The following is a 25,715-nucleotide window of genomic DNA, read 5'->3' on the forward strand; positions in this document are numbered from 1 at the left end:
GATGACACGCAAGCCGGTTGGACGTCGCACCCTGGGGGCGGTGGCACTGGGCGGCGCGGCCGTCCTGCTGCCGGGCCTCGCCCGCCGGGCGGCCGCGGCCACGCCCGACGAGATCAAGCGGCGCGGGCAGATCTCCGTCGGCGTCCTGACGGACTACCCGCCCTTCGGCGGGATCGACGAGAACCAGAAGCCCGCCGGCTACGACGTCGACGTCGCCGGGCTCCTGGCCAAGGCCCTGGGCGTCGAGCTGCAGCTCGTGCCGGTCACCGGCCCCAACCGCATCCCCTTCCTGCTGACCAACAAGGTGGACATGCTGATCGCCACCTTCGGCATCACCGAGGAGCGCTCGAAGCAGGTTCTCTTCTCCAACCCCTACAGCGCCTTCACCACCTACATCCTGGCGCCCAGGAGCACCAACATCCGCGGGCCGGAGGACCTGAAGGGCGTGCGCGTCGGCGTGGCGCGCGCCAGCACGCAGGACTCCGCGCTGATGGCCGTGGCGCCGCGCGAGGTCCGCGTGATGCGCTTCGACGACGACGCCACCACCACGCAGTCGATCATCTCCGGTCAGGTGCAGGCGATCGGCGCCAGCAGCACGGTCCTGGCGCAGCTCACCGCTAACTACCCCAACCTGCAGATCGAGCCGAAGTTCACGCTGCGCGCCCAGGCCAACGGCATGGCCTTCCGCAAGCAGGACGAGGCGCTGCGCGACTGGAGCAACAGCTTCATCGCCTCCCTCGTGCAGAGCGGCGAGCTGGACCGCATCCACCAGCGCTGGTTCAAGGCGCCGATGGACCCGCTGCCGCCCATGCCGCAGTTCTGACAGGGATCGGTGCCGCGCCCCAGGGCGCGGCGCAGGGTCCGGGTGGACAGCAGGGGCAGGACGGGATGGCGCAGCATCGCATCGGGCTGATCGGCCTCGGCATGGCCGTGACGCCGCACGCGAAGTCGTTGATGGACCTGTCGGACCGGGTGCGGGTGGCCGGTGCCTTCGCGCGCAGCGCCGCCCGCCGCCAGGCCTTCGCGGAGCGCTTCCCCTTTCCCGTCGTGGACGGGCTGGAGGCCCTCCTCGCGGACCGCACGGTGGACGCCGTGATGATCCTGACGCCGCCCGACACGCATCTCGACCTCGTCCGCCGCTGCGCTGCGGCGGGCAAGCACATCCTGCTCGAGAAGCCCTTGGAGGTGACGACGGCGCGGGCGGAGCAGCTCGTCGCGGCCTGCCGGGAGGCCGGCGTCACCCTCGGCCTCGTGCTGCAGCACCGCTTCCGCCCGGCCGCGCTGCGCTTCGCGGCCATGCAGCGCGAGGGCGCGATCGGCGCCCTGGTCTCGGCCTCGGCCAGCATCCGCCTGTGGCGCCCGCAATCCTACTACGACGAGCCCGGCCGGGGCACGCTGGCGCGGGACGGCGGCGGCGTGCTCATCACCCAGGGCATCCACACCCTCGACCTCCTGCAGAGCCTTGCCGGCCCGGTGGCGGAGGTCACCGGCTACGCCCTCACCAGCGCCGTGCACCGCATGGAGACGGAGGACCTCGCCTGCGCCGCGCTCCGCTTCGAGAGCGGCGCCCTGGGCACGCTCGAGGCGACGACGGCGGCCTTCCCCGGCTTTCCCGAGCGCATCGAGATCACAGGCACCGCCGCCTCGGCCACGCTCCTCGGCGTGGACCTGCACGTGCAGCACGCGGATGGCCGGGTGACCGAGCTCCGCCCCGGCGGCGGCGGTGGCACGGGCGCCGACCCCATGGCCTTCCCGCACGACTACCACCGCAGCGTGCTGGCCGATTTCCTCGACGCGCTCGACCACAACCGCCCGCCCGCCGCGAGCGGGGCCGAGGCGCTCCGGGTCCACTACCTCGTGGACGCCCTGCTGGAGAGCGCGCGCACCGGCCGCCCCTGCCGGGTTCGGACGCTGCCCACCACCGTCTGAGGGCAGGGCTCCGCGAAGAAGGGATGCCAAGCCGGGCCGTTGTGCGGCATGCTTTCGGCGATGCGCCAGGCGCCCGACCGGACGCCGCGCGCTCCGCGAGCGCTCGTCCCTCTCGCGACGAAGAGCAAGAACGGAGGATCCATGCCCATCAACCCCTTTGGCCGGCGCGCGCTGCTGGCCGGCAGCTCCGCCACGGCGGTGGCCTTGCAGCAGGCCCACGGCCAGTCGTCCGCGCTGCCACGGTCGCCGATCGCGCTCTCCATCATGGATGTCGCGGGCGCGCTGCAGATCGACCGCCCGGCCATCGAGCTGTTCCGGCAGCAGAACCCGCGGCTGATCTCGCGCCTCAACATCCAGGTCGCGCCCTCGCCCGAACTGGCGCCCAAGCTCAAGGCGCAGCAGGACGCGGGGCGGGTGGACATCGACTTCGTGCTGCTCGGGCTCGGCCCGCTGTCGGACGGCATCAACCAGGGCGTCTGGACGCAGATGCTGCCCGCCTATTCCGACGTGCTGCCGGACCTCGACAAGATCCTGATCCCCGGCGCGAAGATGCTGCAGGAGAACTTCGGCCGCGGCTACGGCGTGGAGGTGTCCTACACGCCCTCCGGCCCCCTTTTCGAGTACATGCCGGACCGCATGAACGCGACGATCCGCACGCCCGAGGACCTGCTGGGCTGGGCGCGCGCGCACCCCAAGCGCTTTGTCTACGCGCGCCCCGCCAATTCGGGCCCGGGCTGGACGCTGCTGCAGGGCCTCCCCTACATCCTCGGCGACAAGGACCCGACCGATCCCCTCAACGGCTGGGACAAGAGCTGGGACTTCCTGCACGCCCTCGGCGAGACCATCGACTACTACCCGACCGGCACCGCCGCCACGATGCGCGAGTTCGGCGAGGGATCGCGCGACATCATCGCGACCGCCTGCGGGTGGGACCTCAACCCGCGCGCGATCGGCATCGTGCCGAAGGAGGCCAAGGTCTTCATGCTCGACGGCACGCACTGGCTGCCGGACGCGCATTTCATGGCGGTGCCCAAGGGCGTGGCGCCGGAGCGCGTGGCGGTGGCCGCGCGGCTGATGGCCTTCCTGCTCGAGCCGCCGCAGCAGGCCATGACCTACGACAAGGGCTACCTCTATCCCGGCCCGGTCATCGCGAACGCGCCGCTCTCGATGGCCCCGCAGGAGAGCCAGGACGTGGTGCGCGAGTTCGGGCGTCCCGAATACGAGGCCTGGTTCCGCGACCGGCCGGTCGCGCGGCCGCTGACGCCCGACCGCCTGGTGGCGGCCTTCCGCCGCTGGGACGAGCAGATCGGCTCGAAGAAGCCGCGCTAGGCGGCAGGCTCCCCGCGCCGCGCGACGGCGCGGGGACGCCGCCAGGCCTCCCGCTCAGTGCGCGTTCTGCTGCTTGGCGCGCGAGACGATCTGGGTCGGGCTGACGAAACGTAGCGCGATCACCAGCCAGACCAGCGTGGCAAGCATGTAGATCACCGCCATCGCGTCCACCGCCTGCACCGCCCGCACGCCCGCCGCGAAGACGGAATAGTAGAGCGCGACCACCAGCGTCTGGCTGGTCGGGCCGGCCGTCAGGAAGGTCAGCTCGAACATCGCGATGGTTCGGACCAGCACCAGCAGGAGCGCCGCCAGCACGCCGGGCAGCAGCAGCGGCGTCAGCACGTGGACGAAGAGCCGGAAGGTGCCGGCGCCGAAGACGCGCGCGGCGTCCTCGATGCGCGGGTCGATCTGCTCCACGAAGGGGATCATGACCAGGATCACGAAGGGCACCGTGGGCACGAGGTTGGCGAGGATGACGCCCGCCATCGTCCCGCCCAGCCCCGTCTGGTACAGCACCGTCGCCATCGGGATGCCGTAGGTGATGGGCGGCACCAGCAGCGGCAGCAGGAACAGCAGCATGAGCGCCCGCTTGCCCGGGAACTCCCGCCGCGCCATGGCGTAGGCCGCCGGCACGCCGAGGAGCCCGGACAGGATCACCACGGAGAAGGCGACCTGGAAGGTGACCAGCAGCACGTCGTCGAGCTGGAACTCCTGCCAGGCCGCAGCGTACCAGCGCGTGGTGAAGCCGGCCGGCAGCCAGGTGCCGAGCCAGCGCGTGCCGAAGGAGCTGACCACGACCGAGCCGATCAGCGCCAGCAGGTTGAGGACGAAGAAGCCGACGGCCACCCAGAGGGCCGTCGCCCAGAGGCGGGTGGAAAGGCTGGGGTTGCTGTGCACGGCGTCTCTCCTCAGCCCTTCCCGCCGCCAGCGGGGCCGCGATAGGCAAGCTGCCGCGACGCCAGCACCGCAACCACGACCGCGAGTTGGGTGAATCCCATGATCATCGCGATGGCCGACGCCATGGAGTAGTCGTACTCCTCGAAGGCGGCCTGGTAGGCGGCGATGGAGATGACGCGCGTGATCCGCGCGGGCTCGCCGACCAGCACCGCCGAGGGGAAGACGGAGTAGGCCTGCACGAAGCTGAGGCAGAAGGTGATGGCCAGGCCCGGCAGCAGCAGCGGCAGGAAGATGTGGCGGAAGCGCGAGCGCGGCCCGGCCCCCAGCGTCGCCGCCGCCTGCTCGAGCGAGGAGTCGATGCCGGTGACGTAGGAGAGCGTCAGCAGGAAGGTGAAGGGGAAGCCGGTGATCAGCAGCGAGAGGAACACGCCGGTGTAGCTGTTCGTCAGCTTCACCGGGCCGGAGGACAGGCCGAGCGTCATCACCGTGCGGCTGAACCAGCCCTGGGCGCCGAAGTAGAAGAGCATGCCCTCCGCCACCAGGACCGTGCCCAGGGTGATGGGAAGGATCAGGATGGTGGTCAGCAGCCGCTGGCGCCGCATCAGCCGCACGCGGAAGGCCACGGGCAGGGCGAGCAGCAGGTTCAGCACCGTCACCGGCACCGCCAGCCGCATCGTCGTCCAGATCGTGTCGTAGAGGAACGGGTCGGAGAAGAAGCGGCCGTAGTTGCCGAGAAGGCTCCCATCCTTCGGGCGGAAGGACAGCCACAACCCGTAGAGGAAGGGGTAGAGGAACAGCGCGAGGATCACCAGCGCGGCCGGCAGCACCAGCAGCGTCACCGTGTCGAGGCCGCGCGCCGCCAGGCGCAGCCGCAGCGTGGGGGCGGGGCCCGCCGTCGCGCTCATGCCGCCTCCCCCGCGAAGACGAGGGCGCGCTGCGGCTCCGCCGCCAGGCGCACCAGCGTGCCGACCTGGACCGGGCGCTCGGTGTGGAAGAAGAGGTCGATGCCTTCCGAGGTCGTGGCGATGCCGTGGAACTCCCGCCCGCGGTACTCGATCGCGCGCACGGTGGCCGGCACGCCCGAGGCGTTCTCGTCCGTGGTGGTCATGTCGTCGGGCCTTACGGCGATCACGGCGGTCTCGCCCAGCGGCTCGCGCATCGTGCCGGTCAGGCGGCCGCCCTGGCCCATGTCGAGGGTCACGAGGCCGCCCTCCCGCCCCGCGATGCGCCCCGGAAGCCGGTTGCGGTAGCCCATGAAGTCCGCGACATCGAGGTGCGCCGGCTGGGCGTAGAGCTCCTCCGGCGTGCCGACCTGGCGGATCTCGCCCTCGCGCATCACCACGATGCGGTCCGCCAGCGACAGGGCCTCCTCCTGGTCGTGGGTGACGTAGATAGTCGTGGAGCCGAGGCCCTCGTGGATGCGGCGGATCTCGGCCCGCATCTCCAGCCGCAGCTTGGCGTCGAGGTTCGAGAGCGGCTCGTCCATCAGCACCACCGGCGGCTCGATCGCGATGGCGCGGGCGATCGCGACGCGCTGCTGCTGCCCGCCGGAGAGCTGGCCCGGCAGCTTGTCGGCCTGCGCCTGCAGCCGCACCGTGGCCAGCGCCTCCTCCACCCGGCGCGCCGCCTCCGCCTTCGGCACGCCGCGCATGAGGAGGCCGAACGCGACGTTGCGCCGCACGCTCATGTGGGGGAACAGGGCGTAGTTCTGGAACACCATGCCGAAGCCGCGCTGCTCGGGCCGGCGGGTGTCGATCCGCTGGTCATCCAGCCAGATGCTGCCGCCGGTCAGCGGCAGCAGGCCGGCGAGGCAGTTCAGGGCCGTGGACTTGCCGCAGCCCGAGGGGCCGAGCAGCGCGATGAACTCGCCGCGCGCGATGCGCAGGTCGATGCCCTTGAGGGCGTTCACGGTGCCGAAGGCGCGCCGCATGCCCTCGAGGCGAAGCTCGCGGAAGTCCGCCGCGTGGATCGTCATGCCGGGACCCCTCGCTTCCCCACCAGTCTCTCCGCGCGCCGGCGGCCCCGCTCCAGGCCTTGCCCGCCGCAACGGACCGGCACGAAGCCGTGTGCGTGGTTCCTCATGTCGGCGTTTCCCCCTTTGTCACCCGCGGCCCGCGGGTCCCTCGGGGCGCGATGCTAGTAACGGCTGCCGTCCCGCGCTACCTCCCGGGCGACGACCGGGGCCGCGCCGCGCGGCGCGTCACGCGAGGGGCGCCGCGTCGATCCCTCCTTCGGGCGACCTCTGCTCCGCGTCCCGGCCGCCCGCGTGCTGCGTGAACAACGGCGCGCCCTCGCCAAGCCGCTCGTGGTCCAGCGCATCCAGCAGCTCCCGGTAGACGAGGTGGCTCGGGTAGAGCCGCTCCGGCAGCGACGGGAACCAGCAGAGGTCCCCCGCCGCCGGCGTCTCTCCCGCGGCCACGACACGCCGGCCGGGCTCGCCGAGCAAGGTCGTGGGGAAGCAGAGCGAGATCGTGTGCCCCCGCCCATCGAAGATCTGGATGACCGCGACCGGCCCGGCGGCGACCGTCGCCTCGCACCCGAACTCGTCCCGCGCGCAGGCGGCGACGCGATGGGCGATCTCCTCCCGGTGACGGATGATGCCGCCCGGGACGTGCCACCCCGCGCCGAAAGCGTCCTCGCGCCAGGCGAGCAGGACTCTCCGCTGCCGGTCGCGGACGAGCAGGTCGACGTTGGCGGTGGCGCTCACTTCCGTGACGAAGCGGAACAGCGGCGCCGGCAGGCCCGCGCCGCGCCCGCTCAGCTTCGCCAGGATGGCCTCGAGCGCCTGCAATTCCTCGCGGTTGAGGGCCGGCTTGCTCCCCTCCGACATCCTCGCGCCCTCCTGCCAACGGGGAGCAGCATCATCCAGGCCGTTGAGGACGGCAACGCGGCGAGCATCCGGTGCCCGAGGAGGACGCGGACCAGTTGCCTTGACACCCAAGCCCTCCATGCCGGTAGGATTGTCGACAATAAGACAGACAAGGGTCTGCCATGGGGGGAACGCCGCCGGCTGGAGCGTGCCGGCCGGCCGACGCAGGGCGCCCCTCCCGTGCCACCCGAGGGAGCTTGCGCCATGAACCCGATCCTCGCCGCCGCCGGAACCGAGGCGCTGTCCGACTGCCGGGTCATCGACGTCTCGAGCTTCCTCGCGGGCCCCTTCTGCTCCACGCAGCTCGCCGAGTTCGGGGCGGACGTCATCAAGCTCGAGCTGCCGGGCGTGGGCGACCCGCTGCGCAAGTTCGGCTCCGTCACCGAGTGCGGCGACACGCTGCCCTGGCTCTCGGAATGCCGGAACAAGAAGCTCGCGGCGCTGGACCTGCGCAAGCCGGAAGGCGCGGCGCTGTTCAAGCGCCTGGTCGCCGACGCCGACATCCTCGTGGAGAACTTCCAGCCGGGCACGCTCGAGAAATGGGGCCTGGGCTGGGAGGTGCTGAGCGCGCTGAACCCGCGCCTGATCATGGTCCGCATCTCCGGCTACGGGCAGACCGGCCCCTACCGGGACCGGCCGGGCTTCGGCCGCATCGGCAACGCCTTCGGCGGGCTCTCCTTCCTGGCGGGCTACCCGGACCGGCCGCCGGTCACCCCGGGCTCCGCCACCATCCCCGACTACATGGCGGGGCTCTACGGCGCGCTCGGCGCGCTGCTGGCGATGAAGGCGCGGGAGAAGACCGGCCGCGGGCAGGTGGTCGACATCGGCCTCTACGAGCCGATCTTCCGCATCCTCGACGAGCTTGCGCCCTCCTACCAGCTCAACGGCTACGTCCGTCAGCGCATGGGCCCGGGCACGGTGAACGTCGTGCCGCACAGCCACTACCCGACGGGCGACGGGCGCTGGATCGCCATCGCCTGCACGTCGGACAAGATCTTCGGCCGGCTGGCCGAGGCCATGGGCGTCCCCGAGGTCGCCGGCGAGGGCAAGTGGGGGACGATCCGCCAGCGCGAGGCCGAGCGCGCGATCATCGACGACACCGTCGGCGCCTGGACGAGCCGCTTCGCGCGCGACGAGGTGCTGGCGCTCTGCGAGCGGTTCCAGGTGCCCTGCGGCCCCGTCTACGGCATCGATGAGATCTTCGAGGACCCGCAGTACAAGGCGCGCGAGAACATCGCCTACGTGAAGGACGAGCGGGTCGGCGAGCTGGCCGTCCCCAACGTCGTGCCGCGCCTCACCGAGACGCCCGGCCGGGTGAAGTGGCTCGGCCCGGCCAAGCAGGCCCACGCGGACCACGTCTATCGGGAGCGGCTCGGCCTCGACGACGCCGAGATCGCCCGGCTGACGGCCGCCGGGGTGATCTGACGTGGAGGAGCCCGGCCTCTGGGCGCCGCCGCCGCGCACCTCGTTGCCCGAGTTCGTCGCCCGGCGCTTCATGGAGGCCCTGCGCGGCGGGGCGCTGAGCCCCGGCGAGCGCATCGTCGAGGCGACGCTGGCCAAGAGGTTGGGCGTCAGCCGGGGTCCGCTGCGCGAGGGGCTGAAGGCGCTGGAGGCCGAGCGGCTGGTGGAACGGCGCGCGGGACGTGGCCTCTTCGTCGCCGACGTCTCCGTCGACCGGGCGCTGCAGATGATCCTGATGCGCGCGACGCTGGAGGGCCTCGCGGCGAGGCTCGTCGCGGACCGCTACACGCCCGAGCTCGGCGCCCCGCTCATCGAGCAGCACCGCCTCATCGAGGAGAGCGCCGCGGCGGGGCGGATGTCGGAGTGGCGCGACCGCGACTGGCGGTTCCACGAGATGGTCTGCGAGGCCTCGGGCAACGAGTACCTCCTGCGCTCCTGGGTCTCGATCAGCCATCTCGTCCGCCTCTTCCTGCACCATCACCCCGGCTACGAGCAGAAGCCGGAGAAGCGGCTGGACAACCACGCGCGCTTCCTCGCCTCGCTCCGCTCCGGGGACCCCGACCTGGCGGAGGCGACCTTCCGCCACGTCATCGTCGAGAGCGGCTACGGCCGCTTCGGCGTCCCCCTGCCGACGGCGATGGGACGGCTGGACCGGGCAGGGCCGGACGGCCGCGCGAAGGAGAAGCGTGCATGAACGATCGCGCCTGGCGGCTCCGGCGCTCGCTGATCCTCACGCCGGGGCACCGGGGGGAACGGCTCGCCAAGGCCGCGACCCTCGCCGCGGACAGCCTCGCCTTCGACCTCGAGGACGGGGTGCCGCCCGACCGCAAGCCCGAGGCGCGCCGCGTGGTCGCCGAGGCGCTGCGCGGGCTCGACTTCGGACGGCGGGAGCGCGTGGTGCGCGTGAACGCCATCGGCACCCCCGAATTCGAGGAGGATCTCGCCGCGCTTCCACTCGACCGGCTGGACGCCATCATGGTGCCGAAGGTCGAGGCCGCCGAGCAGCTCCACCGTCTCGACGCCCGGCTCGACGCGCTGCCGGGCGGCCGCGGGACGGGCGTCATTGTCATGCTCGAGACGCCGCGCGGCGTGCTGAACGCGATGGTCATCGCGGAAGCCTCCCGCCGCTGCCTCGCCCTCTTCTTCGGCCCGGGCGACTACACCCTGCAGACCGGCGGCGCGATCAGCCCCGCCGGGCTCGCCATGCCGCGCGCCGTGATCGCGGCGGCGGCCGGCGCGGCCGGCGTGCAGGCGCTCGACGCGCCCTTCATGGGTCTGCGGGACACGGCGGGGACGCGCGATGACGCGCTCCTCGCGCGCGAGCTCGGCTTCTCCGGCAAGGTGGTCTTCCACCCCGACCAGATCGCCGTGGTGAACGACGTCTTCACGCCCGACGCGGCGGCCGTTGCGCATGCCGAGCGCTACGTGGCAGCCTTCGAGGCCGCTTCGGCGCGCGGGGAGAACGTCGCCTACGTGAACGGCGAGTTCGTCGCGATGGACCTCGTGCCGCGCATGCGGCGGATCCTCGCCACCGCCCGTGCCGCCGCGGAAGCCGGGTGACGACGGCGAGCCGGACAGGGGAAGAAGCATCATGAACCGCCTTGATCGCCTTGACCGCCGTCGGGCCCTCCTGGCCGGGATCGGCGCCGCGCTGGCCGCCCCCGCTGTGCGCGCCCAGCCGGCCTGGCCCGCGCGGCCGGTGCGCATCGTCGTGCCCTACGCGCCGGGCGGCGGGACGGACGTCACCAACCGCGCCATCGCCGAGGGCCTGGGGCGCGATCTCGGGCAGCCCTTCATCGTGGAGAACCGGGCCGGCGCGAACGGCATCATCGGCGCCGAGGCGGTCGCGCGCAGCCAGCCGGACGGCTACAGCTTCGTGGCCCCCAACGGCACGCACGCCATGCTGCGCCACATCACCCCGCAGCTTCCCTTCGACCCCATCGCCGACTTCACGCCGGTGGCCATGCTCGCCAGCTACTGCTTCGTGCTCGTCTGCCCCGCGAACTCGCCCTTCCGCAGCACGCAGGCCGTCATCGACCGCGCGAAGGAGAAGCCGGGCGAGCTGGCGCAGGGCACGGCGGACGTCGCCTCCGGCTACGTGGCAAGCCGCTTCGCGCGGGCCGCCGGCGTGGACATGACCGAGGTGCGCTACTCGGGTTCCGGCGCCTCGGTGGGGGACCTGACCGGCGGGCATCTTCCCCTCGCCTGGTTCAGCACGGCAACGGCGATGACGTTGCTGCCCGGCGGCAGCATCCGGGCGCTGGCGGTGACCTCCCCGCGCCGCTCCTCCTTCCTGCCCGACACGCCCTGCCTCGCGGAGCTCGGGGTGGGGGAGGCCACCTACACGGGCTGGTTCGGCCTCTTCGGCCCCGCGAGGCTGCCGGAGGCCATCACCGACCGGCTGAACGCGTCCATCAACGCCGTCGTGCAATCCGCGGCCGTGCAGGAGCGGCTGAGGTCGCTCGCGGTGGAGACCTACATCACGACGCCGGCGGAGATGGCAAGGACGGTGGCGGAGGATGACCAGCGCTGGGCCCAGGCGATCCAGGAGGGCACCCTCCGGCGGGGTTGAGCGGTGCCGCCTGCTCCAGCGGCTAAGAAAAGCGTGCGAGCACACCGCGAGCCGGGACAAGTCCATCGCCTTTGTCGAGGGCGCCACGCACGGCTTCACGCCCTGCGAGCCCTGCGCCCGCGCGCCCGGGCAATCCGGCGACACGATGGCCCGCAGCTTCGACCACGTCGCGGCCTGGATCGCGGCCCGCTTCGTTCCCGGCACCGCCTCGTTGGGGCGAGTGCCGTGAGCTGACCTTCGCCATCGCCGCGGCTCCACGCTGCTGCCCCCAGCGAGCAGGGGGCGCAGAGCCCTGCGAAGGCCTTGCCGCTCGCCAGCCCTGCGCGGATGATCGGACCAACGGGATGGGCACGGGGCGAGGGCCACAAGGTGGCGTTCGCGCGACCGGATGATCCATTCCAGCAGGGGAGGAGGTGGAATGCCGAGGTTCCGTCATCTTGTCGCGTCCGCGGCGCTCGCCGTCGCCATGTCATCGACGAGTTGGGCCCAGCCCGCGCCCGAGCGCTGGATCCCGACATGGGCCGCGCCGGACGTGGCCCGCGTCGACCAGCCGGCGCAGACGCTGGGCGCCGCCGCGCTGGCCTTTCCGTGGGCAAGCGACGTGCCCGAGGCCGTGCGCGAGGCCGCCCCGAGGCAGCAACTCGAAGTGGCCGGCGGCTCCCGCCTTCATTTCAACGACCAGACCCTCCGGCAGATCGCCCGGATCTCCACGGGTGGAACCCGCGTGCGGGTTACCCTGACGAACACCTTCGGCACCGCGCCGCTGCGCGTTGGCGCCGCCCAGGTTGCGCGCCGCGACAAGGGCGCGTCCATCACGGCCGGTACCAACCGCGTCCTTACCTTCGGGGGACTCGCGCAGCCCACCATCCCGCCCGGCGCCCTGATGGTGAGCGATCCCGTCGACATGGAGGTGCCGGACGCCGCCGACGTGGTCGTCGACGTCTACCTGCCGGACGACACCGCGGGATCCCGATCGCCGGTGACGTATCACCCAGCCTCCTGGCAGACGAACTACGTGTCCGCGCGGGGCAATCACACCGGTACGGTCTCGTTCCCGGTCGCGGCGACCACGGCCTACCGCCGCAGCGACGGGCTGCCCTCGGCTTCCTCGTTCTTCCTGAGCCGGGTCGAGGTCTCGGTGAGCCAGCCGACCGCCGTGCTGGTGGCCTTCGGCGATTCCATCACCGACGGCACCCAGTCCGGCCTCGACCAGAACCGGCGCTGGCCGAACCTTCTCGCCGCTCGCCTCGCGGCGGCGGGCATCCGCATGAGCGTCGTCAACGGCGGCATCGGCGGCGGCCGCGTGCTCGAGGACGGGGTCGGTCCGAACGGTCTGGCGCGCTTCGACCGCGATGTGCTCGCCCAGGCTGGCGCGACCCACGCCACGATCATGCTGGGCATCAACGACATCGGCAACGGAGGAGCCAAGCCCAACCCGAGCGTTGCCGAGCTCATCGCCGGGCATCGCCAGTTCATCGAACGCGCCCGCGCGCGCGGTCTTCGCGTTTACGGCGCGACCCTCACCCCGTTCGAGGGTGCGGCGTACTGGACGCCGGAGGGAGAGGCGAAGCGCCAGGCGCTGAACGAGTGGATCCGGAGCAGCGGGGCCTACGACGTCGTCCTGGACTTCGCCGCGGCCACGCAGGATCCGGCGCGGCCGACGCGGATGCGCCCTGAATATGATTCGGGCGACCACCTGCATCCGAGCCCGGCAGGGTACACCGCGATGGCGAACAGCATCGACCTTGAGGCGTTCCGTCCGGCAAGTCGCTAGAGTCGGTGGCGGCGGCCGGTGTTCCTCCGGCCGTCGGTTGCCAGTCAGCAAAACTCCAGACCGCAGGCGTCGTCACCCCCCAGTGTTCGGCGCGCGCTGACGACGAAAGGCATGCGGGTTCCGCGTGCCGGAGCGGTGTGGAGCCACACGACGATGCCGGAGGATCAATCCCGGCGAGTCCGTCGCGGGCGAACAGGCGTCGCGGGGTCCATCTCCAGCGCGTCGATGAAGTCCTGCGCGAGCCGCGATACCGGGCGCAAGCGTGCGGTGACCAGGCGGGCCGTGCTCAGGAGGGTTGGTCGAAAGGGACAGCTGACCAGGTCCTCGGCGCGAGCCCCCATGAGCCCGAAGCCGTCCATCAAGGCGATGCCCGCCCCGGCGCGCACGAGGGCGCAGGCGGCGTGGGTGTGGGACACCTCGACGGCGATGCGGAACGGGACGTTCCGTTCCGCGAAGGCGCGGGCCAGTTGTTCGCTCAGGACCAGGTTGCGGCTGGGGCAGATGAGCGGATGCTCGGCAAGGTCCGCGGGACCGACGCTGCGGCGCCTCGCCAGCGCATGACCGGGCGGCATCACGCAGGCCAGGCCCGTGCTCTGCAGGTCCTGCACCGTCAAGGCCTCGTGGCCCACGGGGCCGATGATGAAACCCAGGTCATCCCGGTGCGACGCGATGCGCCGGATGATCTCGTGGGCGCTGAAGGTCTGCAGGGTGATGGCGCTCTCCGGCCGCTTCTCCCGGAAACGCCGGATGCAAGCCGGCAGGATGGAGGCCGCGAGCGACGGGATGGCGGCGATGGCCAGGACGCCCGCCCGCCCTTCGCGCAACTCCTCGGCCATGCGCTGCACCAGCTCGATGGCGGTGAAGGCCCCGAGCGTGCCCGGGAACATGATCTGCGCCTCCGCCGTCGGGCGCAGGCGCCGTCGCTCCCGCACGAAGAGAGCGAAGCCGAGCCGCGCCTCGGCCTTCTGCAGCAAGCGGGTGACGGCGGGCTGGGAGATGTTCAGGGCCGCTGCCGCCGCAGTGACGCTGCCGAGCTCCATGACGCGGCGGAAGACCTCCATCTCCCGCAGGTCGAAGGTCATAACCACCGGGCATGATCCCTGCGCATATTGGCATTGGCGCACATGATCGCCGGCGCGGCAAACTGGGCGCGTCAGGCCGCCGAGAGCCTGCCCTGGGACGGAGGGACGCTGCGTTGAAGGTGGTAGAGATCCGCGCCTACCTGCTGGGCTTCGCGCCTTCGCCCGCCATCGGCAACGCCTCGCGCATGATCCGCCGGCGCGACTTCCTCCTGCTGGAGCTGGTGGCCGACACCGGTGCCCGCGGCTGGGGCGAGGTCTTCGCCTCGCCGGCCGCCGCGGCCGCCCTGGTCCGCACGCGGCTCGCGCCCCTCGTCCTCGGCGCCTCGCCCCATCACCACGGCCGCCTCTACGATCGCATGCTCGGCACGCTCGGTTACGACCGGCGCGGCCCTGGGATGATGGCGATCTCAGCCGTGGACATGGCGCTGCACGACCTCGCGGCGAGGGACCGCGGCGTGAGCGTCGCGGAGGCGCTTGGCGGGGCCCTTCGGATACGCCTGCCGGCCTATGCCAGCGCGCCCTTCATCACCACGGACGCGGCGGAGCCCTACGGCCACTACGAGGCCGAGATCGACAGCATCCTCCGCCGCAACTTCCGCGCCCTGAAGCCGCGCGCCGGCGTCTCGCCCCGGGCGGACGGCACGATGGCCGCGGCGGTGCGCCGGCAGGTCGGCCCGGAGGTCTCGCTCATGGTGGACATCAACCAGGGCTACACGGCTCGTGCGGCCATTGAGTCGGCGCGCCGCATGGAGGAGGCGGGCCTGCTCTGGATAGAGGAGCCGGTCCAGCCCGAGGACGTGGCGGGCTACGCCGCCGTCTCCGCCGCCGTGCCGGTCGCCATCGCGGGCGGGGAGGCGCTGGCCAGCCTCGCGGCCTTTCGCGACGTCCTGGCCGCGGGCGCGATGTCCGTGCTGCAGCCCGACCTCACGGTCTGCGGCGGCTACACGGGCTTCCTCCGCATCGCGGCGCTCGCCGCTGCCTACGACCTCCCGGTGATGCCGCACGTGTTCGGGACGGTGGTGAACATGCGCGCGGCGCTCCAGGCCGCGGCGCTGGTCAGCCCGCGCCGCGGCGCGCCGGGCGACTACCCGTGGGTCGAGGTCGACGCCTCCGCAAATCCCCTGCTCGAGATCGCCGGTGCCCTCCCGCTCGAGGCGGACGGCACGATGGTCGTGCCGGACGCGCCGGGCACCGGGCTGGACCTCCAGGCCGAGCGGCTGGCGCCCTGGATGGGCGAGACCTGGCGCCTCGCGGCCTGAGCACCCCATCCCTGACGGAAAGGACGACATGCAGAAGCTGACCCGCCGCTCGGCCCTGGGCACGATAGCCCTGGCCGCTTACGGCTTCGCGCTGCCCCGCGCAGCCCGCGCCGCCACCTGGCCCGAGCGGCCGGTCACCCTCGTCGTGCCCTTCCCGCCGGGCGGCAGCAATGACGTGGTGACGCGGATGGTGGCCCAGCCCCTCTCCCAGGCGCTGGGCCAGCCCTTCGTGGTGGACAACCGCCCGGGCGCCAACGGCAACATCGGCGCCGCCGCGGTTGCGCGCGCGGCGCCGGACGGCCACACGGTGCTCGTCTCCGGCAACGGCCAGAACGCGATGAACCACGGGCTGTACCGGAACATGCCCTACGATTCCCGCACGGCCTTCACCCACGTCGCCCAGCTTGCCTCCCTGCCGAACGCCCTTGTCGTGGCCGAGGGCTTCCCCGCCCGCACCCTGCAGGACCTCGTCCGCCTGGCCAAGGAGAAGCCGGGTGACCTCACCTTCGCCAGCCCCGGCAGCGGCTCCTCCGGGCATCTCGCCATGGCGATGCTGATGCGCGCGGCGGGGATCGAGATGCTCCACGTTCCCTATCGCGGCGCGGCGCCCGCCATCACCGACGTGATCGCGGGGCAGGTGCCGATCGTGATGATCAACGTGGACATTCCCCTGCCGCACGTGCGGGCGGGCCGCCTGCGCGTGCTGGCGGTGACCAGCGAGGCGCGCAGCCCGCTCTACCCGGAGGCGCCGACGGTCGCCGAGAGCGGCTACCCCGGCTTCTCCGCGGTCGGATGGCTCGGCCTCTCCGTTCCGGCCGGCACCCCGCCCGACATCGTGGCGCGCCTGCACGACGCCGCCGCCGGGGCGTTGCAGGATCCGGCGCTGCGGGAGCGCTTCGCGGCCAGCGGCTACATCCCGGGACAGGGCTCGTCGGCCGACTACGCCCGGTTCATCGATGCGGAAATCACCAAGTGGGGGAGCGTGACGCGCGACCTCAACATCGTGCTGGAGTAGGCGCGCCATGAACTTCCTCGATCGCCGCCCGCGGCGCGAGATCACCGATGCCCTGCGAGCCACGGTCCTGGAGGACCTCCCGGAACTGGCGCAGATCGGGAACGAGGAGCTGCGGCGCAAGTGCATCGAAGTCTGGTGCCTCGCCCTTTCAGAGAGCAGCTTCGCCCGCGTCTCCGAGGTCCCCGGGGAATCCAACCCTGGCCAGTTCGCGCTTAGGCGGGGCGACCAGGCCACGCACCTGCGCGGCGTGGCCCGCCTCGCCCTCTCCATCGCCGATGAGTTCGCGGCGGTGGACCCGGCCGTGCGGATCGACCGCGACCTGGTGATCGCCGGCGGGCTCACGCACGACGTGGGCAAGCCCTGGGAGTTCGACGCGGCCAACCGGGCGCGCTGGACGGGCGATCCCTCGGCCACGGGCCTGCCCTCCCTGCGCCATCCCGTCTACGGCGCGCATCTCTGCATCGCGGCCGGGCTGCCGGAGGAGCTGGCGCACATCGCCCTCGCCCATTCCTTCGAGGGGGAGCACCTGATCCGCAGCCTGGAATGCCTCATCGTGCAGCGGGCCGATCACCTCTGGTGGTCGATCGCCGGCGGCTGCGGGCTGCTGCACCCCTCGGGCGACGCCATCCTCGAAGCCCGGAAGATCGTGCCGCGGCCGCTCCGCGACGGACCTCCCTCCCGGAACCCAACATGAGACCGATCCACCGCCGCACCGCCCTGTTCCTGCCCGCGTTCCTCACCGGCAACCCGGCCCGCGCGGACTGGCCCGACCGGCCGGTCCGGATCATCGTGCCCTTCGCGCCCGGCGGCAGCTCCGACCTCATCGCGCGGCTGATCGGGACGGAGTTGCAGGCGCGCCTGGGCCAGCCCGGCGAAACGGGGCGCTTCGCCGTGGTGGTCGAGAACCGCGGGGGCGCCAACGGCGCCATCGGCATGGCGGCCGCGGCCCAGGCTCCCGCGGACGGCTACACCCTCGTGGAAGGCCATATCGGAACCCACGCGATCACGCCGGCCATCATGCGCACCCCCGGCTACGACACGCTGCGCGACTTCACGACCGTCGCCGTTCCCGCCACCTCGTCCTCGGTGCTGGTGGTGCCGCAATCCAGCCCCGTCCGGGACCTGCGGGGCCTGCTGGACCTCGCGCGCGCGAAGCCGGGCGGACTCAGCTACGGCTCTCCCGGGATCGGCTCGCCGTCGCATGTCACGGTCGTCCTGCTGTCGAAGATGACCGGGGTCGTGGCGCAGCACGTGCCGTACCGCGGCGGCGGCCCGGCGGTGACGGACCTGGTGAACGGGACGCTGGACTTCATGTTCGCCGGCCCGTCGGAGGTGATGGGGCAGATCCAGTCCGGTCGGCTGCGCGCCCTGGCGACGACGGGGGAGAGGCGCTCGCCGGGCAGCCCGGACCTGCCGACGGTCGCGGAGGCGGGGGTTCCGGGCTTCCGGTTCACCGTCTGGCACGCGCTGTCCGCGCGCGTGGGAACGCCGCCGGTGCTGCTCGAGCGGCTCCGGCAGGAGGTCGCGGCCATCCTGGCCACGGGGACGATGCAGGCGCGCCTTCGGGACGTCGGCCTGGAGCCCGGCATCCCCGATCCCGCCGCCGCGGACGCCATGCTGCGGGCCGAGGTGATCCGCTGGGGAAGGCTGGTCCACGAGGCCGGCATCCAGGCAGACTGAACGGCACGAGCCGGCGGGACGCGTCTTTCAGGACGAAGGAAAGAGATCGGGCCGATCCGTCGTGATGAGCGCCACCGGCGCCTCGAGCCAGCGAGCGATCTCCGCTTCGTCGTTGATGACCCAGGCGCCGAGCCGAGCCGGACCAACCCGCCGCAGCAGGACATCCATCTCCCGCGATAGAAGGGCGTGGTGAACCGCGACGTAGTCGGCCTGGATCTCATCCAGCCGGTCCAGCACCGCCTCCAGCCCCCCGAGCTTCTCGGCGGAGGAACCGCTGACCGAAGCCAGCAGACGGCCGTCGGGAGCGGCCGTGCGCAGGCGTTGCAGAACGTCCGGCCAGAAGGACGTCAGCACCGTGCGCTCCGCAAGGCCGCGCCGGCGCAGGTGCTCCGCCACGCGCGCCTCAAGGCCCGGGTAGGGGACCCCCGCGACGTCCACCTTCAGCTCGATGTGCAACTCCACGCCCGAGGGCGCGAGCACGTCCAGCACCTCGTCGAGCGAGGGCACTCCTTCCTCGCTGCCGAGGAGGCGGGTGCGGCGCAGTTCCGCCATGCTGCGGGCGGCAACCGGGCCGCTGGCATCGGTGGTGCGGTCGAGGGTGGGATCGTGGATGATCGCGAGATCGCCGTCGCGGGTGGGATGCACGTCGAATTCCACGCCGGCCACGCCGAGGCCGAGCACGTTGCGGAAGCCCGTCAGGCCGTTTTCCGGCCAGAGGTCGCGGGCACCGCGATGGCCGATGATGCGCTTGGCGATGGTGGTCATTTCCCGGACTCGATAAGACCCTTCACGAACCAGCGCTGCAGCAGCAGCACGACCACGATTGGCGGAAGCATGGCGAGCAGGGCAGCGTTCATCGTCAGGTTCCAGGCGGGGATGGAGTCGCCGTGCGGCACCAGCTGCTTGATGCCGACCACCACGGTCGTCATCGTCGGCTCGGTCGTGAAGAGCAGGGGCCAGAGATACTGGTTCCACCCGAACAGGAAGAAGATGATGCCCAGCGCCGCCAGGTTGGGGCGCGACATGGGCAGGAGGATGGTCCAGAAGAAGCGCATGGGGGAGGCGCCATCGATCCGCGCGGCGTCGCAGAGCTCGTCCGGGATGGTCAGGAAGAACTGGCGGAACAGGAAGGTGGCCGTCGCGGAGGCCATCAGCGGGAAGATGAGGCCCGAGTAGGAGTTCAGCAGGCTCCAGTTCGCCGAGACCTCCAGCCGCCAGCCGGTCATGGCCTGCACCAGGCTGTCCACGCCGCTCAGCTGCACGAGCAGGCGCAGCGGCATGAGCACGTCCGTCATGGCCTCGAAGGTCGGCACGATGCGGACCTCCACCGGCAGCATCAGCGAGAGGAAGATCAGCCAGAAGACCGTGCCGCGGAACCGGAAGCGGAAATAGGTGATCGCGAAGGCCGAGAGCAGCGAAATGGCGAGCTTGCCGACGGCGATGCCGAGCGCGACGATGACGGAGTTGAGCAACAGCCGCCCCAGCCCGATGCGGGTCCAGACCGCCCGGGCGTTCTCGACGAAGGCGCCGCCGGGCAGAAAGGGGAGGGGGACCTGCTGCACCTCCGCGGTCGTCAGCGAACCCGCGACGAGCGCGTAGTAGAGCGGCAGGCAGGTCAGCAGCGCCGCGACGACCAGGATCGCGTGGCAGGCGGCGTCGAGCCAGGAGGCGCGCTCGATCATTGCGACACGTCGTAGCTGATCCGCCGCTCGATGAGGCGGAACTGGATGACCGTCAGGCTGATGGCGAAGATCATCAGCAGCACCGACTGCGCGGCCGAGGAGCCGAGGTCGAGGTTCACGAAGCCGTCCACGTAAACCTTGTAGACGAGGATGTTGGTCGCCGCCGCCGGCCCGCCGCGCGTGGTGGCGTCGATGATCGCGAAGGTCTCGAAGAGGCCGTAGACGGTGTTCATGACCAGCAGGAAGAAGACCGTCGGCGCGATCATCGGCAGCACGATCCAGAAGAAGCGCCGGAGCGGCCGCGCCCCGTCCACCGCCGCCGCCTCGATCACGGAGCGCGGCACGGAGCCCAGCGCGGCCACGAGGAAGATGTAGTCGTAGCAAAGGTGCTTCCAGGACGCCGTGAGGATCACCAGCAGCAGGGCGTCGTCACCCGACCGGTTCGGATCCCAGGCGATCCCGAGGGCGTGGAGCAGGGCGGCGGCAGGACCGACGATCGGGTTGAACAGGAAGGCCCAGACGAAGCCCGCGATGGCCGGCGCGATGGCGTAGGGCAGCAACAGCACGGCGCGGTAGGCGGTGCGCCCGCGCGCCACCCGGTCGGTCGCGAAGGCGAGGAGGAGCCCGACGCCGAAGGTCAGCGCGGTGGTGGCGAGGGTGAAGTTGACGGAGAGGCGGAGCGATTCCCAGTACTCGGCGCTCCGCAGCAGGGCGGTGATGTTCTCCAGCCCGACGAAGTGCACCTCTTGCCCGAAGGGGTCTTGCAGCAGGAAGGCCTGGGCAAGGCCGCGGATGGCCGGGATGAAGAAGAACATTAGGAGGATGACGAGCTGCGGCGCCAGCAGGACAAGCGGCAGGACCTGACCCGCGAAGCCCGACGACTTGATGCCGTGCAGGCTCTCCGGACGTGCCTTGCGGCGCAGGAAGGCCGGCCAGGACAGCCGCCGCGGGGGCAGGGCCGGGATCGCGGTCTCGCTCACGCGCGCGCCGCCGGCATCAGTAGCGGCCGGCGTTCAGCCGCTCGAAGCGGCGGAGGATCTCGTTTCCGCGCGACACGGCGTCGTCCATCGCCTGCTGCGGCGGCTTCTGCCCGCCGAAGGCGCGTTCCGCCTCCTCCCGCTGCGCGAACATGGTCTGGGTGAAGTTGCCGAAGCGGTAGCCGAGCGAATTGGCCGTCGGCTCGCCCCGCGTCAGCTGCTTGACCGCGATTTCCTGCGTCGGCCTTTCCCGGTACCAGCCCTGGCTCTGCGCCAGCGCGTAGGCGGCGTTCGTCGCGGGCACGTAGCCGGTCGCCTTGTGCCACCAGACCTGCGTCTCCGGCTTGGCCACGAAGGCCAGGAAGGACGCCGTGCCGGCGTTGTCGGCGTCGGCATGCCCCCGCAGCGCCCAGAGCACCGCGCCCCCGATGACGCTGTTCCGCGGCGTGCGCCCTTCCTCATAGGGCAGGGGCACCGCGTCCCATTCGAGGTTGGCGGCCGCCATGACGGCGGCGTGGGTGGCGGTGGACGCGATGAAGGTGGCCGAGCGGCCGGAGGTGAAGACCGCCGCCGCCGCGACCCCTTGCCCCGCCGTCTGCAGCAGCCCGTCGTCCATCCAGCGCTTCATCCGGCCGACCTGCTGGACCACGGGGGTGCGGTTGTAGGTAAACTCGGTGTCCAGCCCGCCGAAGCCGTTGTTCTTCGTGGCGTACTGGTAGTCGTTGATGGCGCTGTAGTTCTCGAACCAGCTCCAGTGGTAGTCGTCGGCCATGATGCTGCCGGGGCCGCCGGCCGCCTTCACCTGCCGCAGCTGCTGCTCCAGCGCCTGCCAGGTCTCGGCGGGCTTCTCCAGCCCGGCCTTGGCGAAATGCGCCTTGTTGAAGAACAGGATGGGCGTGGAGGAGTTGAAGGGCATCGCCGCCAGCTCGCCCTTGTGGGTGTAGTAGCCGGCGATCGGCTTGATGAAGTCGGCCCAGTTGATGTTGTGCCGCTGCGCCGCCATCAGCTCCTGCACCGGCACGACAGCGCCGGAGAGCAGCATGGTCATGAAGCCTCGCTCGTAGATCTGGACGAGCTGCGGCTGGGTGCGCGTGCGGTAGGCGGCAACGGTGGCGTTGATCAGCTCGTCGTAGGTGCCCTTGAAGATGGGCGTCACGGCGAAGTCGGACTGGGCCGCGTTGAACTGCCGCGTCATCTCCTCCAGCCGCTCCCCGTTCACGCCGCTCATCGCGTGCCAGAAGCGGATCTCCCGGGGGGCCGCCGAGGCCGGACGGGCGCGGAGAAGAGGCAGCGCGCCGGCGCTGCCGGCCAGGATCGCGCGGCGGGAGACTGCCATCGACATCTCGTCTCTTCCTTCCCTTTGTCACGCCGGCACGCTGCGGTGCCTTGGGCGGCTGCGATGCGGTCGGGCAGGGGACAGCCCGCCGATCCCGGCCGCGCCCGCAGGCTAATCGGCAGGTAAGCACGTGTAAATCGGAGCGCACAATTGTAATATGCGCCGCCGCGTGACAGCGGGCGCCGCGTCGCCCCGCCTGCCCGGCCGGAAGGGAGCAGGCCTTGAGCGGATCGGACGAGCAGTTGCAGGTGCGCGTCGCCTGGCTCTACCACATGGAGGACCTGACCCAGGCGGAGATCGCGGCGCGGCTGGGCCTCACCCGCCTGCGCGTGAACCGCATCCTGTCGGAGTGCCGGGCCAGCGGCCTCGTGCGCGTCCACCTCGCCTCCCGCCTGGAAAGCTGCGTCGCGCTGGAGGCCCGGCTGGTACAGGATTTCGGCCTCGCCGACGCCGTGATCGTGCCGACCCCGGACGACCCGGCGAAGCTGCCCGGGCTGATCGGCATGGCCGCCGGCGACCATCTCTCCCGCTATCTCGCGCGGGCGGAGGTCTCGGTCTTCGGCGTCGGCTGGGGCGCCACCCTGCGGGAGACGATCCGCCACATCGCCCAGGCCGACCTGCCGGACCTCTGGGTCACGGCGATGATGGGGGGCCTGACCCAGGGGCTGGAGCTGAACACCTTCGAGACGGCGGGGGAGCTGGCGCGGCGGCTGAACGCGCAGTGCACCTACCTGGCCGCGCCGATCTACGCGGGCAGCGCGCAGTCGCGCGACACGCTGGTGGCGCTGGACGTCTTCGCCGAGGTCTTCGCCCGCATCCGCGCGGTGGACCTGGCGCTGCTGAGCCTGGGCGACCTCAGCCCGCGTTCCCTTCTCATCCGCCACGGCCTGCCGAACGACGTCACGGTGCGGGAGCTGAAGGCCGCCGGCGCGGTGGGCGACGTGCTCGGGCAGTTCCTCGATGCCACGGGCCGGCCCATCGACCACCCGATCAACGAACGGGTGATCGGCCTGCCCTCGGCCCAGCTGGCGGAGGTCCGCCACGTGGTGCTGGCCGCCGGCGGCCGGCACAAGACCGCGGTGATCGCGGCCGCGCTGCGCGGCGGCATCCCGCGCGTGCTGGTCACGGACGAGGAGACGGCCCGGGCCGCGCTGTCACTCGCGGGCTGAGGCCGCGAGGGCGGCCGAGGCGCGCATCGCGGCGTTCCGGGCCTCGAACAGGCCCAGGTAGATGCCATGGGCCAGGTCATGCGCCCGCGCCCAGGCGGGGTGGGCGGGTTGCGCGACCGCGCCGGGCGCCATGGCCGACACCGCCGAGAGCAGGTCCGGGTGCCAGCCGGCCGCCACGGCCGCCGTCATCGCCGTGCCCAGCAGCACCGGCTCGGCGCTGCGCGGCAGCACCAGCTCCCGCCCCAGCGCGTCGCGGTAGAGGGCGACGAGGAGCGGGTTGCGCGCGTGCCCGCCGGAGAGCGCGACGCGGCGGATGGCGTAGCCGTGCGCGTCCAGGTGGTCGAGGATCTGGCGGGCCTGGAGCGCGATGCCCCGGGCGGTGGCGTAGTAGGCTTCCAGGAAGTCGCGCTCCCCCCGCTCCTCGCCGAGGCCGGTGAGGAGGGCCCGTGCCCGGCCCTCGCCCAGGGGCGACCGGTTGCCCAGCCAGTCCGGCACGACGTGCCGGCCGGCGGCGAAGGCCGGGCCCTCCTCCTCCAGCCGGCGGGCGATCTCGGCCACCGCCGCCGCGTGCTCCGCCGCGCCGGCGCGGCGCGGGCCCGCGGGATGGGAGGCCAGCACCGCGTCGAGCGCGGCGCCCGTCAGGGACTGCCCGGCCTCGTGCAGCCAGAGCCCGGGGAAGACGGCGTCGCGGAAGGGGCCCCACACGCCGGGGATGCGGCGTTCCTCCGGGGCGAAGGCCATGATGCAGGTGGAGGTGCCGCCGATGAGGACGGCGGTGTTGTTCATGGCGGGCTCGAAGCCGCCGTCGAGCGCGCCGAGGGTGCCGGCCTCCGCGTCGATCAGCCCGACGGCGACCGGCACGCCGGGGGGCAGGCCGAACGCCGCCGCCGCCTCCGGCGCCAGTCGGCCGTGGAGGGCGCCGACCGGCAGCGGCGGCCGCGCGAGCGCGCCGCGGTCGAGCAGGTCGGCGATACCCAGCCGGTCCAGCAGGTCGCGCCGCCAGGCCTGCTCGCCCTCGGCGGGAAGGAAGGCCCACTTGCAGGCCAAGCCGCAGAGGGAATGCCGGTCCTCCCCCGTGGCGCGCCAGGCGAGGGCGTCGCAGAGGTCCCGCGCGCCGGTCACGCGGGCCCAGGCGGCGGGATCGTGCCGCTTGAGCCAGAGCAGCTTCGGCAGGTGCATCTCGGGCGAGAGGGTGCCGCCCATGCTGTGCAGCAGCCGGTCGCCCGTGGCCGTGATCATCTCCGCCTCGGCTTCCCCCCGGTGGTCGGCCCAGCAGAGGACGTCCACGCCGCCTTCCAGGGGCGGCGCGCCGGTGTGGGACAGGGCGAGGGAGGAGGTGGCATCGAAGGCCATGGCGCTGACGCGCGCCGCCGCCCCCTCCTGGCGGGCGAGCGCGCCGCGCACGGCCGCGGCCACGGCGGCCCAGAGGGCGTCCATGCGGTACGCCGCGTGGCCGGGGGCCGGGCGCAGCAGGTCGAAGCCCGCGGAGGCGGTGGCGATCAGCGCGCCGGCGGCGTCGAACAGCCCGGCCCGGGCCGAGAGAGTGCCGACATCGACCGCCAGCAGGAGCCCGTCCCGCACCTAGGCGGCCGCGGCGTCGACGCCGTTGGGGTAGATGAGCGTCTTGATCACCCCGGGCGTATCGGCCGCGTGGCGTCGGAAGGCCTCGGCCGCCTCCTCCAGCCCGACACGGTGGGTGACGAGCGAGGCGACGTCCACCTTCCCCGCCGCCACCAGGGCGATCGCGCGCGGGTAGACCTCGCCCATGCGGCGGGAGAACTTGATCTTCAGCGCGCGGCGGCGGGCATCGGCGGCCGGCAGCGTGTAGGTGTCGCCGTCGGGGATGCCGACCAGCACGACGCGGCCGCCGATCCGGGCGGAGAGGATGGCGTCGCGGAAGCCGAGCGGGGAGTTGGTCGCCTCGATCACCAGGGACGCGCCCTCGCCCTCGGTCCAGGCCTGGATATCGGCGAGGGAGGTGCCGGCGCGGTCGGCGCCCAGGCGCTGCGCCATGGCCCGGCGATGCTCCAGCGGGTCGACGGCGAGGACCTCCCCGGCGCCGGCGGCCTTGAGCACCTGGAGGATCAGCAGCCCGATCGGCCCGCAACCCAGCAGCGCCACGCGCTCCAGCAAGCGGGGCTTGGCCAGGTCCACCGCGTGGATGGCGACGCCGAGCGGCTCCAGCATGACCGCGTCCAGCGGCGTGAAGCCCTCGGGCAGCGCGACGATCTGGCTGCGCGGCACCCAGATGCGCTGGGTCATCGCGCCGTCGAAGGGCGGCGCTCCGATGAACTCGACGTTCGGGCAGAGATTGGCATGGCCGGCATGGCAATAGGCGCAGTGCCCGCAGGCCTTGTTGGGGTCGACGGCGACCAGGGCGCCGCGCCGCAGGCCGAGCTCCCCGATGTCCTCGGTCAGCCAGCCGCCGAACTCGTGGCCGGGGACGAAGGGCGCCTTGATCGTCGCGGAGCCGATGCCGCCATCCTTGTAGTAGTGCAGGTCGCTTCCGCAGAGTCCGACGGACGCGACGTCGAGCAGCGTCTCCCCGGGCCGCCCCTCCCGCAGGTTGAAGGGGGCGACACGGGCGTCATGCGCGGCGTGGAGGAAGAGGGCGTTGCTCATGGCGGATCGGCTCGACTGATCGGGGCGGTATCGGGGGAGGCGCGACGGTGGCGTCCCGCCGC

The 25,715-nt window shown here is 72.2% G+C and carries 24 protein-coding genes; 13 read left to right on the plus strand and 11 right to left on the minus strand.

Going from position 1 to position 25,715, the window contains the following annotated elements; genetic code table 11:
• The first annotated feature begins 1 nt into the window (after position 1).
• The 3 genes from EAH89_RS10160 (at position 2) to EAH89_RS10170 (ending at position 3,258) form a co-directional block, all read left to right on the plus strand.
• Positions 2–823, plus strand: a complete 822-nt coding sequence (locus EAH89_RS10160) for a transporter substrate-binding domain-containing protein (RefSeq protein ID WP_140882699.1) — start codon at positions 2–4, stop codon at positions 821–823.
• A gap of 65 nt (positions 824–888) precedes the next feature.
• Positions 889–1,929, plus strand: a complete 1,041-nt coding sequence (locus tag EAH89_RS10165) for a Gfo/Idh/MocA family protein (protein WP_140882700.1) — start codon at positions 889–891, stop codon at positions 1,927–1,929.
• A gap of 141 nt (positions 1,930–2,070) precedes the next feature.
• The gene (locus EAH89_RS10170; RefSeq protein WP_140882701.1) at positions 2,071–3,258 is read left to right on the plus strand and encodes an extracellular solute-binding protein; all 1,188 of its coding nucleotides are present in this window, start codon (positions 2,071–2,073) and stop codon (positions 3,256–3,258) included.
• 54 nt (positions 3,259–3,312) lie between these two features.
• On the opposite strand, the gene EAH89_RS10175 is transcribed toward EAH89_RS10170, so the two are convergent.
• The 4 genes from EAH89_RS10175 to EAH89_RS10190 form a co-directional block, all read right to left on the minus strand.
• Positions 3,313–4,155 carry an ABC transporter permease gene (locus EAH89_RS10175; protein ID WP_140882702.1) on the minus strand — a complete coding sequence of 281 codons (843 nt, stop codon included), beginning with the start codon at positions 4,153–4,155 and terminating at the stop codon, positions 3,313–3,315.
• Between the two features lie 11 nt (positions 4,156–4,166).
• Positions 4,167–5,060, minus strand: a complete 894-nt coding sequence (locus EAH89_RS10180) for an ABC transporter permease (RefSeq protein WP_140882703.1) — start codon at positions 5,058–5,060, stop codon at positions 4,167–4,169.
• Positions 5,057–6,130, minus strand: coding sequence for an ABC transporter ATP-binding protein (locus EAH89_RS10185; protein ID WP_140882704.1), 1,074 nt, complete (start codon positions 6,128–6,130; stop codon positions 5,057–5,059). Before EAH89_RS10185 ends, EAH89_RS10180 begins: the two co-directional genes overlap by 4 nt.
• A 225-nt stretch (positions 6,131–6,355) precedes the next feature.
• Positions 6,356–6,985, minus strand: coding sequence for an NUDIX domain-containing protein (locus EAH89_RS10190; RefSeq protein WP_140882705.1), 630 nt, complete (start codon positions 6,983–6,985; stop codon positions 6,356–6,358).
• A 243-nt stretch (positions 6,986–7,228) separates the two neighbouring features.
• Here EAH89_RS10190 and EAH89_RS10195 point away from each other — a divergent pair, with 243 nt between their 5' ends.
• From EAH89_RS10195 to EAH89_RS10215, 5 genes are all read left to right on the plus strand, one after another.
• The gene (locus tag EAH89_RS10195) at positions 7,229–8,449 is read left to right on the plus strand and encodes a CaiB/BaiF CoA transferase family protein (protein WP_140882706.1); all 1,221 of its coding nucleotides are present in this window, start codon (positions 7,229–7,231) and stop codon (positions 8,447–8,449) included.
• A 1-nt stretch (position 8,450) separates the two neighbouring features.
• Complete coding sequence (locus EAH89_RS10200; protein WP_140882707.1) at positions 8,451–9,179, plus strand: GntR family transcriptional regulator; 729 nt, start codon at positions 8,451–8,453, stop codon at positions 9,177–9,179.
• A complete protein-coding gene (locus tag EAH89_RS10205; RefSeq protein ID WP_140882708.1) occupies positions 9,176–10,045 on the plus strand; it encodes an HpcH/HpaI aldolase/citrate lyase family protein in 870 nt (289 codons plus the stop codon). The genes EAH89_RS10200 and EAH89_RS10205 overlap by 4 nt, the downstream gene beginning before the upstream one ends.
• 31 nt (positions 10,046–10,076) lie before the next feature.
• Entirely contained in the window at positions 10,077–11,057 is a 981-nt protein-coding gene (locus EAH89_RS10210; protein ID WP_140882709.1) for a Bug family tripartite tricarboxylate transporter substrate binding protein, read from the plus strand.
• 418 nt (positions 11,058–11,475) lie between these two features.
• The gene (locus EAH89_RS10215; protein WP_161993533.1) at positions 11,476–12,831 is read left to right on the plus strand and encodes an SGNH/GDSL hydrolase family protein; all 1,356 of its coding nucleotides are present in this window, start codon (positions 11,476–11,478) and stop codon (positions 12,829–12,831) included.
• 164 nt (positions 12,832–12,995) lie between these two features.
• Here the strand turns inward: EAH89_RS10215 and EAH89_RS10220 are convergent, their stop codons facing one another.
• The gene (locus EAH89_RS10220; protein ID WP_140882711.1) at positions 12,996–13,913 is read right to left on the minus strand and encodes a LysR family transcriptional regulator; all 918 of its coding nucleotides are present in this window, start codon (positions 13,911–13,913) and stop codon (positions 12,996–12,998) included.
• A gap of 119 nt (positions 13,914–14,032) precedes the next feature.
• Between EAH89_RS10220 and EAH89_RS10225 the strand changes: the two genes are divergently transcribed.
• From EAH89_RS10225 to EAH89_RS10240, 4 genes are read left to right on the plus strand one after another with little or no spacing between them, the layout of a single operon-like run.
• A complete protein-coding gene (locus tag EAH89_RS10225) occupies positions 14,033–15,172 on the plus strand; it encodes a mandelate racemase/muconate lactonizing enzyme family protein (protein WP_241666952.1) in 1,140 nt (379 codons plus the stop codon).
• A 28-nt stretch (positions 15,173–15,200) separates the two neighbouring features.
• Positions 15,201–16,187, plus strand: a complete 987-nt coding sequence (locus EAH89_RS10230) for a Bug family tripartite tricarboxylate transporter substrate binding protein (protein WP_140882713.1) — start codon at positions 15,201–15,203, stop codon at positions 16,185–16,187.
• Between the two features lie 7 nt (positions 16,188–16,194).
• Positions 16,195–16,881, plus strand: coding sequence for an HD domain-containing protein (locus tag EAH89_RS10235; protein WP_140882714.1), 687 nt, complete (start codon positions 16,195–16,197; stop codon positions 16,879–16,881).
• Complete coding sequence (locus EAH89_RS10240; protein ID WP_161993535.1) at positions 16,878–17,867, plus strand: Bug family tripartite tricarboxylate transporter substrate binding protein; 990 nt, start codon at positions 16,878–16,880, stop codon at positions 17,865–17,867. The genes EAH89_RS10235 and EAH89_RS10240 overlap by 4 nt, the downstream gene beginning before the upstream one ends.
• A gap of 27 nt (positions 17,868–17,894) precedes the next feature.
• On the opposite strand, the gene EAH89_RS10245 is transcribed toward EAH89_RS10240, so the two are convergent.
• Genes EAH89_RS10245 through EAH89_RS10260 form a run of 4 tightly spaced genes read right to left on the minus strand, consistent with a single transcriptional unit; the run spans position 17,895 to position 21,868 of the window.
• Positions 17,895–18,632: a glycerophosphodiester phosphodiesterase family protein gene (locus EAH89_RS10245; RefSeq protein WP_140882716.1), complete on the minus strand. Its 738-nt coding sequence runs from the start codon at positions 18,630–18,632 to the stop codon at positions 17,895–17,897.
• Positions 18,629–19,549, minus strand: coding sequence for an ABC transporter permease subunit (locus EAH89_RS10250; protein ID WP_140882717.1), 921 nt, complete (start codon positions 19,547–19,549; stop codon positions 18,629–18,631). The genes EAH89_RS10245 and EAH89_RS10250 overlap by 4 nt, the downstream gene beginning before the upstream one ends.
• Positions 19,546–20,529 carry an ABC transporter permease subunit gene (locus tag EAH89_RS10255; RefSeq protein ID WP_241666942.1) on the minus strand — a complete coding sequence of 328 codons (984 nt, stop codon included), beginning with the start codon at positions 20,527–20,529 and terminating at the stop codon, positions 19,546–19,548. The genes EAH89_RS10250 and EAH89_RS10255 overlap by 4 nt, the downstream gene beginning before the upstream one ends.
• Positions 20,530–20,545: 16 nt before the next feature.
• Positions 20,546–21,868 (minus strand): extracellular solute-binding protein, encoded by a 1,323-nt coding sequence (locus tag EAH89_RS10260; RefSeq protein ID WP_206667500.1) that lies wholly within the window; start codon positions 21,866–21,868, stop codon positions 20,546–20,548.
• 215 nt (positions 21,869–22,083) lie between these two features.
• On the opposite strand from EAH89_RS10260, the gene EAH89_RS10265 reads away from it, so the two are divergent.
• Positions 22,084–23,031: a sugar-binding transcriptional regulator gene (locus EAH89_RS10265; RefSeq protein ID WP_206667501.1), complete on the plus strand. Its 948-nt coding sequence runs from the start codon at positions 22,084–22,086 to the stop codon at positions 23,029–23,031.
• Here the strand turns inward: EAH89_RS10265 and EAH89_RS10270 are convergent.
• Positions 23,017–24,612, minus strand: a complete 1,596-nt coding sequence (locus EAH89_RS10270; protein WP_140882718.1) for an FGGY-family carbohydrate kinase — start codon at positions 24,610–24,612, stop codon at positions 23,017–23,019. The genes EAH89_RS10265 and EAH89_RS10270 overlap by 15 nt on opposite strands.
• Positions 24,613–25,653: a zinc-dependent alcohol dehydrogenase gene (locus EAH89_RS10275; protein WP_140882719.1), complete on the minus strand. Its 1,041-nt coding sequence runs from the start codon at positions 25,651–25,653 to the stop codon at positions 24,613–24,615. It lies immediately after the preceding gene.
• Between the last annotated feature and the right edge of the window lie 62 nt (positions 25,654–25,715).

Origin of the sequence: Muricoccus nepalensis, assembly GCF_006438825.1 — a bacterium.
Classification (GTDB): Bacteria; Pseudomonadota; Alphaproteobacteria; order Acetobacterales; family Acetobacteraceae; genus Roseomonas; species Roseomonas nepalensis.

Excerpts from the sequence above, each read along its gene's own strand:
- EAH89_RS10240 (WP_161993535.1), top strand. The coding sequence starts at position 16,878 with ATGAGACCGATCCACCGCCGCACCGCCCTGTTCCTGCCCGCGTTCCTC.
- EAH89_RS10190 (WP_140882705.1), bottom strand. The coding sequence starts at position 6,985 with ATGTCGGAGGGGAGCAAGCCGGCCCTCAACCGCGAGGAATTGCAGGCG.
- EAH89_RS10220 (WP_140882711.1), bottom strand. The coding sequence starts at position 13,913 with ATGACCTTCGACCTGCGGGAGATGGAGGTCTTCCGCCGCGTCATGGAG.
- EAH89_RS10210 (WP_140882709.1), top strand. The coding sequence starts at position 10,077 with ATGAACCGCCTTGATCGCCTTGACCGCCGTCGGGCCCTCCTGGCCGGG.
- EAH89_RS10245 (WP_140882716.1), bottom strand. The coding sequence starts at position 18,632 with ATGACCACCATCGCCAAGCGCATCATCGGCCATCGCGGTGCCCGCGAC.
- EAH89_RS10185 (WP_140882704.1), bottom strand. The coding sequence starts at position 6,130 with ATGACGATCCACGCGGCGGACTTCCGCGAGCTTCGCCTCGAGGGCATG.
- EAH89_RS10205 (WP_140882708.1), top strand. The coding sequence starts at position 9,176 with ATGAACGATCGCGCCTGGCGGCTCCGGCGCTCGCTGATCCTCACGCCG.
- EAH89_RS10230 (WP_140882713.1), top strand. The coding sequence starts at position 15,201 with ATGCAGAAGCTGACCCGCCGCTCGGCCCTGGGCACGATAGCCCTGGCC.
- EAH89_RS10170 (WP_140882701.1), top strand. The coding sequence starts at position 2,071 with ATGCCCATCAACCCCTTTGGCCGGCGCGCGCTGCTGGCCGGCAGCTCC.
- EAH89_RS10250 (WP_140882717.1), bottom strand. The coding sequence starts at position 19,549 with ATGATCGAGCGCGCCTCCTGGCTCGACGCCGCCTGCCACGCGATCCTG.
- EAH89_RS10160 (WP_140882699.1), top strand. The coding sequence starts at position 2 with ATGACACGCAAGCCGGTTGGACGTCGCACCCTGGGGGCGGTGGCACTG.
- EAH89_RS10235 (WP_140882714.1), top strand. The coding sequence starts at position 16,195 with ATGAACTTCCTCGATCGCCGCCCGCGGCGCGAGATCACCGATGCCCTG.
- EAH89_RS10195 (WP_140882706.1), top strand. The coding sequence starts at position 7,229 with ATGAACCCGATCCTCGCCGCCGCCGGAACCGAGGCGCTGTCCGACTGC.
- EAH89_RS10275 (WP_140882719.1), bottom strand. The coding sequence starts at position 25,653 with ATGAGCAACGCCCTCTTCCTCCACGCCGCGCATGACGCCCGTGTCGCC.
- EAH89_RS10180 (WP_140882703.1), bottom strand. The coding sequence starts at position 5,060 with ATGAGCGCGACGGCGGGCCCCGCCCCCACGCTGCGGCTGCGCCTGGCG.
- EAH89_RS10165 (WP_140882700.1), top strand. The coding sequence starts at position 889 with ATGGCGCAGCATCGCATCGGGCTGATCGGCCTCGGCATGGCCGTGACG.
- EAH89_RS10215 (WP_161993533.1), top strand. The coding sequence starts at position 11,476 with ATGCCGAGGTTCCGTCATCTTGTCGCGTCCGCGGCGCTCGCCGTCGCC.
- EAH89_RS10260 (WP_206667500.1), bottom strand. The coding sequence starts at position 21,868 with ATGTCGATGGCAGTCTCCCGCCGCGCGATCCTGGCCGGCAGCGCCGGC.